The sequence below is a fragment of the Cohnella rhizoplanae genome, assembly GCF_948329515.1.
GTDB classification, from domain to species: Bacteria; Bacillota; Bacilli; order Paenibacillales; family Paenibacillaceae; genus Cohnella; species Cohnella rhizoplanae.
In genome coordinates, this window is sequence record NZ_CAOJCN010000005.1 from 1 (window position 1) to 18,626 (window position 18,626).

Consider the following 18,626-nt stretch of genomic DNA (forward strand, 5'->3'; position numbering starts at 1 on the left):
CACCTCGAGCTACTGTGCAGGTGGAGTTAGTGCCCTAATGACACTATCGACGCCCCTCAAACGACTGTGCAGGTGGAGTTAGTGCCCTAATGTCACTAACGACGCGACCCGAGCTACTGAGTAGGTGGAGTTAGTGCCCTAATGGCACTATCGACGCCTCTCGAGCGACTGTGCAGGTGGAGTTAGTGCCCTAATGACACTATCAACGCGCCTCAAGCTACTGTGCAGGTGGAGTTAGTGCCCTCATGACACGATCGCCGCGCCCCAAGCTACTCTGCAGGTGGAGTTAGTGCCCAAATGGCCTCAACGGGTGCCCCGGCTAATCCAGCAGCGCGCCCATGCGCGTCGCCGCCCCGATGATCGCAGGCGCGCGCTCGTGCATGACGTCCGGCGTCAGGCGGTTGGACGGCCCGGAGACGGCCAGCGCGGCGAACAGCTTGCCCGAGCGGCTGAAGATCGGCGCCGCGACCGCGGCGGCGCCCGGCTCCCTCTCCTCGAAGCTCGTCGCGTAGCCCGCGGCCACGACCTCGTCCAGCTGCGCGGCGTAGGAAGCGCCTCTCAGCCCCGCCGGCCAGGCGGGATCGTTAAGCAACAGCTCCCGCGTATCGGGATCCGCGAACGCCAGCAGCACCTTGCTGGAGGCGCCCACCGACAACGGCAGGCGGATGCCGACCTGCGCCACCCGGCGAATCGCCTGCCTGCTCTGCACCGCCTGAATACGCACGCGCTCGAGGCGGTCGCGTATGTACAGGCTGACCGTCTCCCCGAGCTGGTCGCGAAGCTTCTCCATCTCGCCGATGAGGACGATCGTCGGGTCGTCCGATCTCGCGAAGTGCGCGGACAACTCCAGTATGCGCAGTCCCAGCCTGTACTTGTCCGTCGCATCGTCCCTCACGACGAAGCCTTTCTCCTCCAATGTCGCGAGCAGCCGGTGCACGGTGCTCTTGTGGAGACCGCATCTCGCCGCGAGCTCGGTCAGACTCCATTCGCTGCCCGTCGTGAACACGAGCAAAATATCGAGCGCGCGTTCGACGGCGCGTACCGTTTTCTTTTCCTCTTCCACAGGGCCTACCTCCGTTTCACCACATGAAACCTTGTTACACTGAGTATAACTCACGATCGAATGAACGTAAATCTCCAAAACTAGTATTACAGTTCGATTACGCCTGCTTAACAATTCGACAAAGCCCGTTGACGGTTTAGGCCGTAAGCACTAAATTTGAATTATCAGATAATAATGCGCTTTCAGAAGTAGATTGATAGGAGGCGATCCCATGAGCACCACTGTCCTGACGCCTATGCCTCTACACGCCGGATCGCTTCACCTCGAGGAAGATTCTCCCCGTCTCACCGCGGCCCGCCGCCTCGCCCGGATCTTCGGGTTCGCTACCGCGTCGCTCGCATTCGCGTCCGTGCTGCTCGTGTTCGGACTTTACGGCTATATGAGCTGGCAGTTCACCCATCCGCCGATCGCCGCGCTCCATACGGATCCGATGTCCGCCAAAGGACTCGCCTTCGACGAGATCTCCTTCCAGGCCTCGGACGGCGGGCGTCCGTCGGACGGCTGGTGGATACCAGCCGTAGGCGCCAGTGCTCGCACCGTCGTGCTCAGCCACGGCTTCGGCGCGAACCGCGAGGAGTACTGGGTGCCGATGTACGATATCGCGGAAATGCTGCATATGCAAAATTACAACGTATTGATGTTCGACTACGGCTACGCGGATCCCAATCGCAGGACGGCCGCGACCTTCGGCATAGGCGAATCGAAGCAGCTCGTCGGAGCGCTTGAATATGCGCGCGACCGGGGCTCCGAAGAGCTCGTCGTGTGGGGATTCTCGATGGGCGCCGGCACAGCGCTTCAGGCCGCTCTGCAGACGTCCCTGATCGACGGCATGATTCTCGACAGCACCTTCGTGACGAACGCGGACACGATCGCCTACAACCTCAAGCGTTACGGCGCGCTGTCCTCTCGTCTGACGATGGACCTGCTCTCGCTCTTTACCCCCGTGTGGGCGGGCGTCAGGCTCGATCAGATTCCGTCGGACGAGATTCAATCTACGGCTTACAGTTTCCCGCTGCTGCTCATCCACGGCAAACTGGACGACAAGGCTCCGTCCGAGATCTCCGAGCGGATCGCCAAGGCGCAGACCAATGCGGACTCCTCGCTCTGGCTCGTCCAAGACGCGATTCACGAGATGGTCTTCCGCACGCATCCCGAAGAATACGTGAAGCGCACGACCGCCTTCCTGGAGACCGTGGACATGGATGCCCGAGCGAGCCGCGCCTCGAACATGGGCATGCTGGAGTCCGCTTGATGGCATAGAAATGGGAATGGGAATGGGACGATTCTCCCCCCGCATACGATGGAACGAAGCCATCAACCGGGATAAGGGAGGCCAGGCCCATGTTGCCAGGCAAGCTGTTGGCGCAATTGATCGACTATAAGTGGCGGGAATACCGGCATGCGCAATCGCTGCGCGAGACGGTGCCCGATCTCGAGCCGCCCTATGCGGAGCTGTTGCGGCAATGGGAGACGGCGCTGGGCGGGACCCTCTCCGCAGCGCAGTTCGCGGCGCAGGAGCAAGCCGCGGACGACGCGCAGGGCGTCTACGCGCATGCGCCGGCCAGAGAGGCTCGGCTGCGGAGCCTCATCGCCGAGTCGATGCTGCAGAGCCGCGAGTTCGACAAGCATCTGCTGCTCCTCGGGAGCGGCAGCGAGGCCGTGCGGCGGTTCGGGCAGAACATTCGCCTCGTCGCGGGGGACGATGCAGCGCCGTCCAACGACGACGGCTACGGCGGGCCCGAGCCTGCCGACGCCGAGCGCCGGGAGGGTGCGAAGAACGCGAAGAGCCAGGCATCCTCGCCGGCCGCATCGCCGGCGGCCGGCGGCGGCGCTGGCGGCGTCTCACCCGGCATCTCCGGCGCCGGCGCGGCCCCGGTGCCGATCGGCGGCCACAAGCTGCCGCCGCTGCCCTACGCGTACGGCGCGCTGGAGCCGCACATCGACGAGGCGACCATGCGCATCCATCACGACAAGCATCATCAATCGTACGTGGACGGATTGAACAAAGCCGAATTGAAGCTGGCCGAAGCCCGCCGCAGCAACGACTTCGAGCTGGTTAAGCACTGGGAACGCGAGCTCGCGTTCAACGGCGCGGGCCACTACCTCCACACGCTTTTCTGGGATACGATGGCCCCGGGCGGGGGCGGCAAGCCAGCCGGACCGCTCGCCGACCAGATCGCCAAGGACTTCGGCAGCTTCGACGCCTTCAAGCGTCAGTTCTCCGAAGCCGCAGGCAAGGTCGAAGGCGGCGGCTGGGCGATCCTCGTCTGGAGCCCGAGAGCGCATCGCCTGGAGATTCTTACCGCCGAGAAGCATCAGAACCTGTCTCAATGGGACAACGTGCCGATCCTGCCGCTCGACGTATGGGAGCACGCTTACTATCTCAAGCATCAGAACAAGCGCCCGGACTACGTGAAGGACTGGTGGAAAGTAGTGAACTGGCCTTACGCCGCCGCCCGGTTCGAGGAGGCGCGGAAGCTGAAGTGGCAGCCTTTCTGAGCGACGGGACATGCGGAAAAGCCTCGCCGTGCCGAACGAATCGCGTTCGGCATGGTGAGGCTTGTTTTATGATAGGACATTATCGCTACAGGAATATAATGGATACATATTTTATGACCTATATCCTTTATATGGTGTATAGTTAATTTACAAGCATTGAACGGCGTGCGACCGTTACGGTCAATGAAGAAATCGCATCAGGAGGCGCATATGATCTCAAGACGCACTCGCATTCAAACATTTGGTTTTCCATTCGCTCGGCTCGCTCTCGTGACGCTGACGGCGGCCATGCTCCTTCCTTCAACCGGACTCGCCTCCCCCGCCGGCACCGCGCCAGCTGACGCCCAAGTGGACTCCCTCCCGTCTGCGTACGCGGACGATCTCGTCGTCTATCGTTCCGCGGACGCTGACGGCGGCGCCGGACTACTGCTTCAGTCGCAATATCAAGGCATACCCGTATACGGAAGCTATGTGCGTCTGGACAAGCAGGCGGAGGCCGATACGTATGAAGTCCGTCAGCTCTCCGGCGGAGCGGCCGATCTGTCCGGCTTAGCCTCGACGAAGCCCGCGATCCAGGCAAACGAGGCGATAGCGGCTCTGAAGTCCGTGTTGGAAAAGGATCTTAGCGGCGCCATCGGCGCGGATCCTGCCGACGGAGACGTGCCGGGTCCGGTCGCGAAGCTCCTCGTATATCCGAATCGCGGTCAAGCGCACCTCGCGTACGAGGTACAGCTTCGGTTTACGCGCCCCGTCATCGGCGATTGGATCGGCTACGTAGATGCTACGACCGGCGATATTATCGATCGCTACGATCGTCTGAGCGCGGCGCAGGCTGCGTCACCGATCGGCTACGGCAAAGGCCGGTCAGGCGCCGCGCAGTATTTCTACGTCAAGCCGCGCGTGGACGCGGGCAAGACCGTCTATCAGATGCTGGACGCCACCCGCCCCGCTGCCATCCAGACGTTCGATTTCCGCAAGCCGTCGGCGCGCAAGGATCTTCCGGAAGGCTATGACTATGTCACTTCCGCTTCGAAGGGGTTCGCCGACGCCGCGGCGGTGGACGCGCACGTGAATGCCAAGCGAGTATACCTTTTTTATAAAAACAAGTATGGCCGCAACAGCATCGACGACAAAAACATGGCCATCCGCTCCTACGTTCATGCGGGCGGCAACGCGCAAACCCGGAACAACGCCTTCTGGAGCGGATGGGCGATGTACTACGGCGACGGCACGGGTCTCAAAAACGGCGGCGTCAACTGCACCTCCTGCGCCTACGACCTCGTCGCCCACGAGCTGACCCACGGCGTCACGCAGCACACGGTCGGACTCGAGTACCGCGGACAATCGGGCTCCTTGAACGAAGCGGTCTCGGACATCATGGCCGCGGTGATGGACGCGGACGATTGGGAGATCGGCGAGGATACGGGAGCGGCCGTCCGGAGCCTGGCCGATCCGGGCAAGTACGGCCAGCCCGCCCATATGAACGACTACGTCAACTTGCCCGTCGACGCCCTGCATGATAACGGAGGCGTTCATATCAACAGCGGGATCCCCGCGCATGCCGCCTACCTCATCGCCCTCAAGATCGAGAACGCGGATATCGGACTCGGCGGCCGCGACACGCTGGGACGGCTGACCTACATCATGCTGCGCGATCGCTTGATCTCGCCGACAGCCGACTTCTACGAAGCGCGCGACGGCTACGTCGCCGCAGCCGGCCGGCTGTCCGGATTAACGGCCGCGCAGAAGCGCACCGTGGCGCAAAAGGTCCAGGATGCCTGGACCGCCGTGGGGATCGAGGCACGTCCAAGCTGAAGTAAGTTGCATACAGGGAAAGGAAGGCCTCGGCGGGCATGCCGGGGCCTGTTTTGATGCGATTTCCCAGAATAATAAAACGCCTTTCCGGACCGATTGCTCCCGGAAAGGCGTTTGGTCTTGCAGCCTGCTATTACTTGTCCTGTATCAGCTTGGACCGGATCAACAGATTGCGCAGCATCGCAGCGGTCTCTTCACGGGTGACCGTGCGCAGCGGCTTGACGCCGCCGTCCTCGTAACCCGAGATCAGGCCCAGCTTGAAGGCCGATCCGAATGCCGGGCGAACCCAGACCGGGATGTCCCCGTTGTCCGGGATTCCGGCCAGCGCTGCAGTCGCTTCGCTCTCGACTGCGGCCGCTTGGCCGGCCAGCGTCCAGGCCTTGCCGACGATCGCGACCGCTTCGGCGCGGGTGATCGTCTGCTTCGGACGGAACGTGCCGTCCGGATAGCCGCTGATCAAGCCGTACGACTTGGCCGCGGAGACGAACGGCGCGTACCAGTCGGCTGCCTTCACGTCCTTGTAGACGCCGTCCGTCTTCGCCGGAAGTCCCAGCGCCCGGACGATCATCGCCGCGAACTCGGCGCGCGTGACGCTGCGCGCGGGCTCGAACGTGCCTGCGCCGGTGCCCGTCAGGATCGTACGGGACGCCAGATCTTCGATCGCTTGCTGCGACCATCTGCCCGCCGCGTCCTTGAAGCTCGCCTTGTTCACGATCAAGGCGTATACGCTGTTGGTGAAGCTGTTCATGACCGCCAAATCGCGATCTCCGTCCTTCTTCACGAAGGTCGGGACGTGATACAAGCTTCCGTCCTCCAGAATGCGAACGCCGGTCGTGACTTTGCCTGCGTCACCCGCCGGCAGCTCGATCGCGCGCTCCACGTATTGCGAGAAACGGTCTGCCGCGATCGTCTTGCCGTTGTACGTGTACGTCACGCTGAAATCAGTCGGCGTGCCGATGACGGAGGCGCCGGACTTCGCGGCTCTCTTGCCAATCGCTTCCTGCTCGTCCTCGCCCGGATGCTTGATATCGATCGTGACCGCTACGTTCGCCAGATCGTCCGGCGCGAAAGTATTCTCGATCTGCGCGATGTTCAGCGCGGACGCCGGCAGCGTGTAAATCGAACTGCCCGCATCGATATGCAGTACCGCTTCTTTCTGCTGCATGCTCTTCACCAGATCCGCGGTCAGGCCGGTCACGATCCGGTCGATCCCCGTGCCCGCGTTGATCTTGATGATCGGCTTGTCGCTGCCGGACGCCAGCAGCTTGTTCAGTTCATCCTTCACGAAAGAGATGCGCAGCACTTGGATGCCGTTCTCTTCCGTCTTCTTGCCCTTCGCGACCCTGTTGTTGCTGTCGTCGTTGACCTTGACGACGAATTCATCGGTCGGCGCCGCGTTCGTCGCGTTTCGTACGATCGCGATGGAGTACAGGTTGGTTTCATTCGTATCCGGCGACTGTACCTGCACTTGCACGGCGTTGATTCCTACCGCGAGCGATGCGCTAGCGGATCCGTCTTTGTCCGTCGCCTTGCCGTTGACCTTGACGGTCGCGCCCGTCGCTTCCGGCTTCGCGATTACCGTGATCGTGTCGTTATAAGTGCTCTCCTCGACCCGGTAGTTTCTCGTCAGCGGGTTGAACTCGGTCGTCAGCTCCATGTCCTTGACGGACAGCTCGCTCAGCAGGAGCGAGGAAGAGAATGCCGTATCGCGATAGATCACGAGCGAATACGACTGGACCGTTCCGTCCGCCGCGTGAACTTCGAGCACGAAGCGGTTGGTTCCCGCCGCGAGCGCGAGGGTCTCGGTGCCGGCGGCGCTCTTGGCCGCGCCGTTGATCCACACGGTAGAGGTCGCATCCGCAGCCGCGAAGCTCAGTTGCGCGGTAGCGGTGCTCGCGCCGACGCGGGCGTTGTAGTCGAGCACGGCGCTGTCGAACGCGCCCGGCGTCAATGCGATGCCGGACAGCGCCAGCTGCTTCAGGCTCGCGTCCGAGGCAACTTTGCGTTCAATGGCGATCACGAATCTCTTCGCGTGCGTCCAGTCCGGCGTTGCCGCCTTCGCATCGTTCGGCGACAGCACCTCGATCGTGATTGTCTTAGTCCCTACCGCCAGCGCGATCGGCGCGGACAGTTGGCCGGAGGATACCTGCACGCCGTTCAAGCGGATCAGCGATCCAGGCGAAGCCTCCTCCGGCTTCACGCGTACGGATGCGATCGCATTGTCGACCTGCGCCGTGTAGTTGACCGTATTCTCGGCGAACGCGGCTCCGTAATCCTTGCTCAGCTCGACGGCTTCGGCGGCAACCGCCCCGCCTGCGTCCAGTCCGGACACCTCGAGCGACTTGAGGCCCGCGAGACCGGATTCGGTCGTCACGTTCAAGCTGTACGTACGGGTCGTATCGCCGTTCTTGACGACTGCCTGTACGGCGCTGCCGTTCGACATGTCGATAACCGCGGAGAACTGTTCGTCGACCGGCTTACCGCCGATCGTGACTTCCGCCTCCTGATCGACAGGTACCGCCCATACCCGAGTCTGCTTCTCGCGCACGTCGATCGAAGTCTTGTACGTCGTCTGGCTTGTGAGGAATAGCGCGTCCAGCACGCCCTCCCCGGTCCCGAACGCCGCCAGGTCCGCATTCGATTCGCCCGCCGCGCTCGCGCCGCTGGCGAGAACTTCAAGCTTGTGCAAGGTCTCGTTGCCGGCGGCATCGGTCGCCTTGAGCTCGAGCGGCAGCACGCCGTCTTCAGGGAATGCCGCGTAATAGACGAAGCGTCCGATCGCGTCGACCGGCACGACGGTGTCGTTGACGGTGAGCACGGTGCCCGCCTCGGTCGCGCCTTCGAGTCTGGCGCGGCTGCCGTCTACGATCGCGCCGTTCGTCGGCGTCTTCAGATACAGGTACGGCGCGGTGCGGTCCACGATCAGCTGGCTGTAGCTGTAGCTGGTGTCGCCGCCGGCGTTCGTCGCCTGAATCTCGATGCGATATTGTCCTTCTTTTAGGGTGCCCAGATCGAATGCCTTCGGATCGCCGCTAGTCGCGACTTCGGCGTCATCCAGATACAGCTTGAGCGTCGCGGTCTGATCGCTGCCGACGTGAACGACGACGTGATCGGAATCCGTCACGACAAGCGTATGCTGCAGCGCTTGCTTCTCCTCGTCGCTCAGGCCGGCCAGCGTTTCTTCCTTGACTTCGTAAGGATAGTACTTCTGCTCGGACGGCACGCCCCCGCCCGTCTCGTACGATACGTCCAGCTTGGCCGGATTCGGCTCGGGCAGGAATACCTCGGCCCCGTCGGACAGCTCGCTGACGAGGAGCGACTTCAGCGTCTCTCCGTCCGGCTCGTAGGCCGCGCGCACGATCATCACGCGCAGATTGTAGGTCTGCTCCGTCGTGAGCCCCGCCAGTACGAAGCGCTGATTCGCGCCGAGCGTCTGGTCCGGTTGGAATTCGAACGATTTGCCGTTGTAGTCCACGTTGCCGTCGGCATCGGCCGGATAGACGCGGTAAGCGGTGGTGCTCGCGTACCCGGCATCCGTGAAGCTGATCGTTACGCCTGCATCTCCGGTCGCATCGGCCTTGACGCCGGCCGGCTTGGCCAGCATCTGAGAAGCCTTGTAGGAGATCGGCTGCGCCAGGGTCTTGAACACCGGCGCGTAGGACTCGCTATCCGCGACGAGCGCCAGATAGTAGTCGCCCGGCAGGTTGTTCGCAGGCAGCGTCACCGTGACGATACCCGAAGCCGGGAGGTTCTCGGCGAGCACTTGACCGACGGGTTCGTCGGCTTCGTTCGCCATGATCAGCTTGACCTTGGTGTCCGGCTTGGCGTTGTCCACGCGCCAGGTCACTTCATAGGCGTTGCGTTCCGATTGGGCGGCTGCCGTCAGCTCGGTTACCTCCGGAATCGGAGTAAGCAGATACGACTGGATCGTCGTATGACCCTTCGACTGTACCTTCAACATGCCGATCGTCTTGACGTCTACCGTAACCTTGAGGCCTTCGTCGTCCAGAATCGCGTTGCGACCCGCCGCATCCTGCGTCGCACTGATCGCGATCTCGCGACCGTCGATATCGTAGATCTTCGTGCTCATATCGCCGCCGGCGATATCGAGCAGATATTTGCCCTTTTCCATCATCGACAAGGAATACGTATATACGGCTTCGGGACCGTACATATCGGCCATCGTCGACTTTTGCAGCAGCGTCATGGCGTCCAGATCGGCGAAGCCGTTCGACTTCACAGTCCAGATGCCGTCCTGGTCGATGTCGATCAGCGCGCTGACCACGCCGTGCTGCTGGTCATATATCGCATTCCAGTCGGACGAGCTCTTGTCGAAGTTCAGCGGATACAAGGTGCCGTCGGGACGGTAAAGCTTGCTGTCCTCGTTGCCGCCGTAGATATCGAGCGTCGCCTGGAATCCCTCGAGATCCGTAAAGTTCGCCGCGGCAGCGAACTCCGAACCGCTGCGCCATGCCATGGTTTCGTTCATCGTAGCGTCGGCGCGCATGCGGTACAGATTCACCTTCGCGTCCATTCCCGCATCGACATACCAGCGCTCCGCGCCGGGCGCTTCGATGAGCATCCACGTCGTGCCGTCCGCTTCGTCGCGCTTGACGTTCCAAGCTGCGTCTGCCGCGTCGGCTTCGGTGGCATAAGCGCGCCCGTCCGCCTTGATCAGCGCGGCGTCGGCTGTGCCGCCGACGATCTCGACCAGGTATTTGCCTTGACGGACGATGTCCAGCGGCACCAGATTCTTGGACGCGTTGCCGTACAGGTCGCCCGCGATCTCGTCGATCGCGCGATCCTCGCCAGCGTACAGAACCTTGTGCACCGCGATGCCGAGGCTAGCTTCAGCCATGACCTTCCAAGTGCCCGGCGTCAAGGCCGCCTCGATGACGAGCATGCCTTTATCCGCATCGTAGTAAGCGTTCGGCGACTTGCCGTCCTTTTCTTCGAATCGAATGCCGTACTCGGTTCCGTTCGAAGAGATCAGCTTCATGCCGTCCGCGGCGCCTTGAATGGAGATAAGCGCATGATAGGATTCGTTTACGGAAAACTCGTGAGAAATTTTGCCGTCCGCCGTTCTCGCCACGGTCGGATTCGTCGCCGTGACTTCGGTCGCGATCCGGCCCTTCTCGTACGTTCCCAGCAGCGAAGCGCGAATGCCGCTCTGGCTGAACAGCTTCTCGCCGACGATGCCCGGCACGTCGCCGAAGTCGGCGGCCGTCGATTCGCTTGCCGCGTTCGGGTCGATGTACCAGAACCAGCTTTTCACTGCATTTACGACGGACTTGCCTGCATTGACGACTGCGCCGCCGATGTTCTTCAGCGTCGAGCTCATATCGACATCCCAGTCGAAGCTGCGCGTCGAGAACGGATACTTCACGACGAACCCGATGCCGATCACGGATAGCGCCGCTCTGAAGCGCGAGGAATCGACGCCGACTTCGGCTCTCGAGATGCGCTGTCCGCCGACCAGCGGCACCGACCGCGGAATCTGGACGCCCGCGCTGGCATAGCCGGTGAACGAGGAGCCCTGGAAGTACTTGACGACGATCTGGCCGACCAGAATGTCGAGCACGTTGATGTTCGCGCCCATATCGAAGCCCGCGCGGTCGTAGCCGCGGTATCCGGTCGGATTGAACACGATGAACATATCGACGCCGGCTACGTTGATCGAGTAGATGGCCAGCTTGCCGGATGCGCCGAAATGGTTGGCCGACAGGTCTACGCGCAGATCGTTGCCGTTGACCATGTAGTTCCCGCCGAGCTTCGGCGTGAGGTAGTCGGACAGTCCGCCGAGCACCGAGAACGTGAGCGGGGTGTCGGCCAGCGCGGACATGCCGCTGACGCCGCCGCCGAGCTTGGTAATCTGCGCGCCCGTGGAACCGATCTTGATTTCTTTTTTGACCGCGAAGCTGATGGAGTCCAGCTTCTTGTCCTTGAGCAGCAGGTCGATATCGAAGCCGACCTTCGCCTTCTTGAGCTCGGCCGATGCGCCGACGCCGAATTCCGGCGTGCGGGTATCGATGCTGAACCGGAGCTCGGCCGCTTCGAGCGGTCCGCTCTTGAAGTCCGCGCCGGCTTTGAAGTTGGCTGCCAGATCGAAGCGGTTTTTCATGAAGTCGAGTGCCTTCACGTCGGCGCTGGCTTTAATCTTGGCGCCACCCACCTTAAAGCCGAGGTCGGCGTTGCCGGTAATTCGGATGCCGCCCTTGATGAAGGTGAACGAAGTTATGCTCACGGGCATATTCATGCCGGTGTAATCCAGCGCCTTGGAAGCCAGCGATGGAAGCTTGAATACGAAGTTTTGCGGATCGAGCTCGAAGTCGCCTTCGAGTACGGTGTACGTCGACAGGATCGGAACCGTGTTTTTGCCGTTGACGTACAGCCTGCCCTTGCCGCGAATCACTTCGTGCGTCGGGTCGGTCTTATCGACGACCAGCTCGGTGCCCTTGAATAGCAGGTTGTCGTTGAGCGTGACGACCGCATTCGTATCGCTAAGCCTGAATACGCCTTTCTCGGACGCGTTCTCGACGAACGGACCGCGCAGCTCGATGAAGTCGACCTCAGTCGGGTCGCGCCGGATCGACTTGTTCTCTACCTTAACGACATCGTAGTTAATCGAACGGTAGGCCTTGTCGTCCGTCAGTTCGATCGCGGAAGTAAAGGTCTTGTCGTCGAAAAATTCGTGCTTAATCTCGACGTCGTATACGCCGAGCGGAAGCTTGGCGCCGTTCGGTGCGGGTAGCTTGATCTTCAAGCCCGAGGTGCCGACCGACTGAATGTCGGCGCGCGGTATGGTGTACGTCTGCCCGCCGCCGCTGATCTTCACGCTAAGGTCGGAGTACGGCAGACGCTTAAGCAGCCAGTACAGGTTCTCGCCGACGACCTGCACGGACTCGGCGTCTTCATAATAGACTTTGGAGGGACCGACGCGCGTGTACTTGACGCCGTTTTGCGGCATCGGGATTTGCACGGCGAACTGTACCGGATCGCCCTCGGAAGTGCCTTTGCTATTGGTCGCTACGGCCTTCGCCTCGTAATACGTGTCCTCCTTCAGGTGCTCCAGCGTGACGCTGTAATTGCCCGAAGAGTTCACGACCGGAGGAACGGTGCCTTCGGCACTTAGCCAGACGCCGCTGTTGTCGTCTTTCTTCTCTCTATATTTGACGCCCCATGTCGCGCTCGCGCCACCGCTGTTGATGACGTTTACCGGTATGGCGGCTCTCTGTTCGTTGGTATTGTCCGCATTATACAGCGGTGCGGGCGTGCCCGTCGCGACTTGCGGCGGTGTCGTCACTTTGACGTCGTAGTAAGCGCCGTATTCCGTCGAGATCCGGAACGTCGGGATCGGCTGCGTCGCGTCGATTGCCGTATAATAGTAGGTTGCATTGCCATTCTCGTCCGTCTTCAAGCTCGGCTTCGAAGCTAGAGGCGCGAACTCGTTGTCGGGATCGAGGAAGATCGTATTTTGCGGGTTATCTACAAACAGATCGATATCTTTTCCGGGATTCTTTTTAGAATCCTTCAGATTCAAATCCGCTTTGTAATACACGGCATTTTGCACGCTGTTCTCCGTGTTCTCGGAGCTCGGCGGATTGTAAACCGCGGCGTTCACCGACATGATACTGGGGGCTTCCACGTAAGAAGCGCTGTTCAGGTCGATCGGATCGTATTTGTTCGTGAAGTACCATTGTTTAATCAAATGGTTTTGCCAGGCGCCCCCGGTCGCCGCGGTGAAGCCGACGTATACGTCCTCAGATTTGATTACGTTCTGAAGATCGAGCCCCGTATAAGTAAGCTTCGGCGTGCCAGGTCTTGTAGTAGAGTTGCTGTAGAAGACTTCCAGCGTCTTGTTTGCCGTCTTGTAGTCGATCCAGACGTTCACATCTTGTCCCGAATTAAAGTCGATGCTCGGCTCGGCGTACACGCCTTGGCTGCCGTGGGATACGGAGCCGTTCAGATCGACCGCGACATGGTTGGCGCTCGGATCGCCGGTCTCCGATGCGTTATCGTACGTATCGAACTCGACGCCGACGCTGTTCTGAATGCCGCCGAAGCCCATCCCGACGCCGACGCTGCCCGCGCTGTTCGACTTGGTTTGTACGGCGAACACAATGCCGTCGGCTCCGGCCGGCGGGCCGCCGCCCGGATTGGTCATCTTGAACGTAAAATAAGTACTGAAGCCGCTGTTATCGCGCAGCGACACCTTATCCCAATTAAATACAGTGCCGTATTGGTTGCCGCCATTCGACGTCAGCCGCAAGCTGCCATCGGCCGTAAACGTCGACGCACCATTAAATGACAGCCGATTGGCCGCCTCTTTAAAATCCGTATACAAGAACGTAATATACTTCTGAGGCTTGTCCGCCGCATGGGCCGTGCCTCCGAACGAACCGAACCCCGATAGCGCCATCTGGAACATAAGCAAAAACGCGAGCACGGCCGCAATTCTGCGGCGGCTGCCTATTGCCGTGAAGATGCTCATTAAGATAGTCTCCCTCTCTCTAACTAAACTATTGTTGCGAGTCGGCTTTCCTATATGAATCGCGTTCTCCCGCCCCTCCTTGAATATCGATAAGTGGGACTATTATATTAAAACCCGCTTAAAAAACACTAAAAAAAATGGAAGAATTACGCATATAAAGGCGTTTTATGTAGAAAAAAGGCCGCCAGAACGAGGCTGGCAGCCCTATAACCTTAAAATTTCATTAAAAATCAACCGATCTCATCCTCTCGGCAACCACGCTCCCGGTCGTGCAGCATCGTCCGGTTCCGCCCGCCTTCCTTGGCCCGGTAGAGCGCTTCGTCCGCGCCATGTATTACTTCCGCGGCGCTCTCGCCATCCTGCGGGTAAGCGGCGATACCCAGCGACAGCGTGACGGGCCTGCCGATCGGCGCGTCCTCGTCGGCCATCCGGATGCGCAGACTCTCCGCGAGCAGGTACGCCAGCTCCTTGTCCCCATAGGGCAGCAGCAGGATGAACTCCTCGCCGCCGTACCGGCAAGCGTAGTCGCAATCCCGCTTCTCCTCGTGCAGCCGCGCCGCGAGGAAGCGCAGCACCTCGTCGCCCTTGAGATGGCCGTACGTGTCGTTGACGATCTTGAAGCGATCCAGATCCATGAGCACGACCGCATACGGAATATGCTGGCGGTCCCACGACGCGAGGATCGAATCGAGAAAACGCCGGTTGCGCAGTCCCGTAAGGGCATCCGTATGCGCTTCCAAGGATAGCGCTTCCGTCCGGTCGCCCATCATCCTGAACGCGTCAATCACCGCACGGTTCAGCTCATTGGCTTCATAGAGCAGATGGCGGGTCTGAACGGGGACTTCGGCCGTCTCTCCATTGTTTAACAAGGAAGCGTATCCCGCTAGCTTGCGCAGCGGATAAGTGAGCCGGTGCGACGCCCAGATCACCAGCAAGGCGATGACCGCGACGAATGGCGCGGAGATTAACGCCATACGGAGGACGATGCCTTTGACGCTGTCCGTCACGTTCGAGGCGGGCGTCTGGGAGACGATGCCCCACTTCACCGAAGGAACGACGGCGTACCCCGCCAACACGTTCAGCCCCCTCGTGTTCGTCGTCGCCATCTGGCCGCCCTTGCCCTGCATGATCTCGGCGACGGCTTTATTTTCGGCTACATTTTCGCCGATCCTGGATTTGTCGGGATGATAGATAATGTTGCCGCGATTGTCGACCACATAATAATAAGAGCCGTTCATATTCGCTTCCTGCGTGCCCAGGATCGTCTGCACGACATTGCCTTCGTCCAGGTAGATCGAGCCGCTGACGAAGCCGCGGTAGGTCGCTTGCTCATCGAAGATCGGGTAAGTGACGAGTACGATCAGACGCTTGGTCACCGCGACGTAAGGCTCGGACACGAGCGGCTGGCGCTCTCGCAGCGCCTGTTGGACGCTTACCGAGGTCAGCACCTGTCCCACCAGGTCCCCGTTGTCCGGCGATATCGCCTTGACCTTGCCATGCTCGTCTACGAGTGCGATTGAATTAAAAAAGGACATGCTGCCCCTCATGAAATCCAGCCACGAGCTCGCGTCCCGATCCCTCATATCGTTGGCGGAGAAATGCGCGCTCGCCATCTGGAGGGACTGCGTCATCGAGCCGAATATCGTATCGACGGCGACGCTCAGTTCGTTGGCCGTGATCCGGTTCAGTTCGAGCGTGGTACGTGAGAGCGAATCCTTTTGGGCCTGATAGCCTACGATCGTATTGAGCGCGGCCGTAAACGCGATGGACAGCAAAACGACGGCGGTGAGGATCACCGAGAGATGGATGCCCTTCTTTCGCCGCAAGAGCCTAAATCTACGCATGAACGTTCTCCAGTCTGTATATTAACGTGCAGCATGTAATCTACACCGTTCGACAACCTTCCGACCAAACCGTATTCTACCACAGATTGCTAGATCAATATAGTGAAAGTAAAACAACCCCGGACCGAAGCGCGGGCTTCGATCCGGGGTTGCGCGCGCGGCAGGGGCCGCGGTGCGAGTTGATAAGCATTTGTACTTAGAGCGACCAGTCCAGCTTGACCTCGCCGCCGGTACGCGACGATTCGTAGATCGCGTCGATGATCAAGTTGCTGCGCAAGCCAGTCTCGGCTGACGTCATCGGCGTGGCGCCGGTGCGCACGCAGTCGATGAAGTGGCGGCTCAGCTTGACGCGCGCGCCCTCGTCCTCGATCGGGGCGATGAGCGGGATGTCGACAGCCTGGTCGAAGCGTTCGGTGAGGAACTTGCCCTCGTTGCCCTTCAGGAAGGCGCCGCCGTCGGAGCCCATCAGATGGACGAACGGCGCGCTGTCGGTATCCATATGGACCGCCCAGCTGACCTCGAGCGTCAGCGAGGAGCCGTCCTCCATCTTGATGATGGCGGTCGCCAGGTCCTCGACGTCGTAAATGCCGTTCCAATCCGGCTTGCCCCAGGTGCCGATGCCCTTCTTGCGGGGACCGAACTCGGCGTAGGTCGAACCGTACACCGATACCGGCTTGGGTTCGCCCATGAGGAAAAACGCCAGATCCAGCATATGCACGCCAATATCGATCAGCGGACCCCCGCCGGATTGCCCGTGCTGCGTGAACCACGTGCCCCAGCCAGGGATGCCCTTACGGCGGTACCAGCCTGTCTTGGCCGTGTAGATGCGGCCCAACTCGCCCCGGTCGATCTGCGACTTCACGAGCTGCGGGAGCCACTCCCATCGCATCTGGTGCGCGACCATGACGGTCTTGCCGCTCTTGTGCTGCGCGCGCACGATATCCTTGGCGGCAGCCGCGTCGAGACCCATCGGCTTCTCGACCAGGACGTGCTTGCCGTGCTCGAGCGCGCTGATCGTCAGCGGCGCATGGCTCTGGTTGGGCACGGCGACGATCACTGCGTCGAGGTCGAGGCGCTCGATGAGCGCTTGCGGAGACGGCGATACCGTCTCGATGCCGTACTGCTGCGCCCTGGCTTCCGCGAGCGGCAGATATGTATCGGTGATGGCCGCGATCTCGCAGATCTCCGCCAGCTTGCCGAATTCCTGCAGATGCACGTTCCCGATGTTGCCCGCGCCGATGAGGCCGATGCGGATTTTATCCGATTTTCCCATAAGCTTGCTTCAGCCTCCAATGATTCCGAATTCGCTTTTTAGTGTTACCGCTATCATATCTAAATTACCCAACTCGTATCATGAACGATTTAGCCCTGTTCTTATTCGCGTTAGGCCTGGGCCAAGCATAATGACTCCGTTTGCATATTTATTAATATTTATGTATATTTATTCTTAACGACTGTACCGGCCTTTTACCGGACTCATTCTTACCGAAGGAGCGTGCGTCATGCGCGAAGATATCCGCGCCGTCGAAGACAAAGCGCTGAGCGCCTGGCCTGCCCTGCAGCAAATGACGCACGGCGGCTGGCTGCTCAGGCAGTCGCGAGGGTACACGAAGCGTTCCAATTCCGTGCAGCCGCTCTGGACCGAGCCAGGCGCGGACCTCCGCGGCATGGTCGGTTACTGCGAGGACGCTTATCATCGGGCCGGCCTGCCTACGATATTCAAGATCACGCCGCTCTGCGAGCCTTGCGGCTTGGACGGCCGCCTGGACGAGTACGGCTATGCGTTGACCGACCGCTCCCAGGTTTTGATCCGCTCCTTGGAGGAGCAGTTGGCGGTGCCATCGGCGGACGGACTGCGGGTCGACGCCGTCTTGACGGAGGAATGGCTCGCAGCCGCCTCCGCGATACTGCCGCTGAAGCCCGGGCAGCGGGAGACGGCGTCCGCGATGCTGGCGGACAGTTCGCTGCGAAGAGGCTTCTTCCTCCTCAGTTCCGGCGACATGCCGGTGGCGATCGGGCTCGGCGTCGTCGACGACGGATATCTGGGCTTGTTCGATATCGCGACGTCCCCGGCGCACCGGAACCGAGGACACGCCGAACGGCTCGCCAGACACATTCTGTCGTGGGGTCAAGCCCATGGCGCGCATAGCAGCTACCTGCAGGTCGTGGATGGCAACGTCCCTGCGCAGCGACTGTATGCGAAGCTCGGCTACGCGCGATTATACGACTACTGGTATCGCATGCGTTGGCCATAAATGGAAGAGCCTTATCTCGGCCGTCGTATGCGGCGGAGATAAGGCTCTTGTCGTCTTAATCCTTAAGCAGGGAGAGAAACTCGGACCGCAGCGCCGGACTTCCCCGGAACTGCCCCCGCACGGCGGAAGTGACGGTCTTGCTCCCGTACTTCTTCACGCCGCGCGAGCACATGCACAAGTGCTCCCCGTCGACGACGACCATGACGCCGTGGGGCTTCAGCGCGTCGTCTAGGATATCGGCGATCTGCGAGGTGATCCGCTCCTGCACCTGGAGCCTGCGCGTCACGGCTTCCACGAGGCGAGCCATCTTGCTCAGCCCCACGATCTTGCCGCTCGGAATATAGCCGATATGCGCCTTGCCGAAGAACGGCGCCATATGGTGCTCGCACTGGCTATAGTATACGATATCCTTCACGATGACGAGCTCCTCGTGATGCTCGTCGAACGTGACGCCGAGTGCGTCCCGCGGATCGATCGCATAGCCGCCGAAGATCTCTTCGTACATGCGCGTGACGCGCGCCGGCGTCTCCTGCAAGCCCTCGCGCTCGACGTCCTCGCCGATCAGCTTGAGAATCTCGCGTACGTGATGCTCCACCTGCTCGCGGTTTCGCGTGACGTTCGTATTCAGATAGTCCTTTAATCCGGCCATCCTGGGACCC

General features: G+C 60.7%; 9 protein-coding genes. 4 read left to right on the forward strand and 5 right to left on the reverse strand.

Annotated features, from left to right (window positions below; all coding sequences use genetic code 11):
- Nucleotides 1-319: 319 nt before the first annotated feature.
- Complete coding sequence (locus tag PQG80_RS10190; protein ID WP_271751203.1) at nt 320-1,063, reverse strand: IclR family transcriptional regulator; 744 nt, start codon at nt 1,061-1,063, stop codon at nt 320-322.
- A gap of 211 nt (nt 1,064-1,274) precedes the next feature.
- Between PQG80_RS10190 and PQG80_RS10195 the strand changes: the two genes are divergently transcribed.
- The 3 genes from PQG80_RS10195 (at nt 1,275) to PQG80_RS10205 (ending at nt 5,377) form a co-directional block, all read left to right on the forward strand.
- Nucleotides 1,275-2,315, forward strand: a complete 1,041-nt coding sequence (locus PQG80_RS10195) for an alpha/beta hydrolase (RefSeq protein ID WP_271751204.1) — start codon at nt 1,275-1,277, stop codon at nt 2,313-2,315.
- Nucleotides 2,316-2,404: 89 nt separating this feature from the next.
- Complete coding sequence (locus PQG80_RS10200; protein ID WP_271751205.1) at nt 2,405-3,562, forward strand: superoxide dismutase; 1,158 nt, start codon at nt 2,405-2,407, stop codon at nt 3,560-3,562.
- Between the two features lie 210 nt (nt 3,563-3,772).
- Complete coding sequence (locus PQG80_RS10205) at nt 3,773-5,377, forward strand: M4 family metallopeptidase (protein WP_271751206.1); 1,605 nt, start codon at nt 3,773-3,775, stop codon at nt 5,375-5,377.
- 133 nt (nt 5,378-5,510) lie between these two features.
- On the opposite strand, the gene PQG80_RS10210 is transcribed toward PQG80_RS10205, so the two are convergent.
- The 3 genes from PQG80_RS10210 to PQG80_RS10220 form a co-directional block, all read right to left on the reverse strand.
- On the reverse strand, nt 5,511-13,868 hold the full coding sequence (locus PQG80_RS10210) for a cadherin-like beta sandwich domain-containing protein (RefSeq protein ID WP_271751207.1): 8,358 nt from the start codon (nt 13,866-13,868) through the stop codon (nt 5,511-5,513).
- 230 nt (nt 13,869-14,098) lie between these two features.
- Nucleotides 14,099-15,712 carry a sensor domain-containing diguanylate cyclase gene (locus PQG80_RS10215; RefSeq protein WP_271751208.1) on the reverse strand — a complete coding sequence of 538 codons (1,614 nt, stop codon included), beginning with the start codon at nt 15,710-15,712 and terminating at the stop codon, nt 14,099-14,101.
- 196 nt (nt 15,713-15,908) lie between these two features.
- Complete coding sequence (locus PQG80_RS10220; RefSeq protein ID WP_271751209.1) at nt 15,909-16,985, reverse strand: Gfo/Idh/MocA family protein; 1,077 nt, start codon at nt 16,983-16,985, stop codon at nt 15,909-15,911.
- Between the two features lie 229 nt (nt 16,986-17,214).
- Between PQG80_RS10220 and PQG80_RS10225 the strand changes: the two genes are divergently transcribed.
- Nucleotides 17,215-17,967: a GNAT family N-acetyltransferase gene (locus tag PQG80_RS10225; RefSeq protein WP_271751210.1), complete on the forward strand. Its 753-nt coding sequence runs from the start codon at nt 17,215-17,217 to the stop codon at nt 17,965-17,967.
- Between the two features lie 55 nt (nt 17,968-18,022).
- Here the strand turns inward: PQG80_RS10225 and folE are convergent, their stop codons facing one another.
- Nucleotides 18,023-18,616, reverse strand: coding sequence for a GTP cyclohydrolase I FolE (gene folE, locus PQG80_RS10230; protein WP_271751211.1), 594 nt, complete (start codon nt 18,614-18,616; stop codon nt 18,023-18,025).
- Nucleotides 18,617-18,626 lie beyond the last annotated feature (10 nt).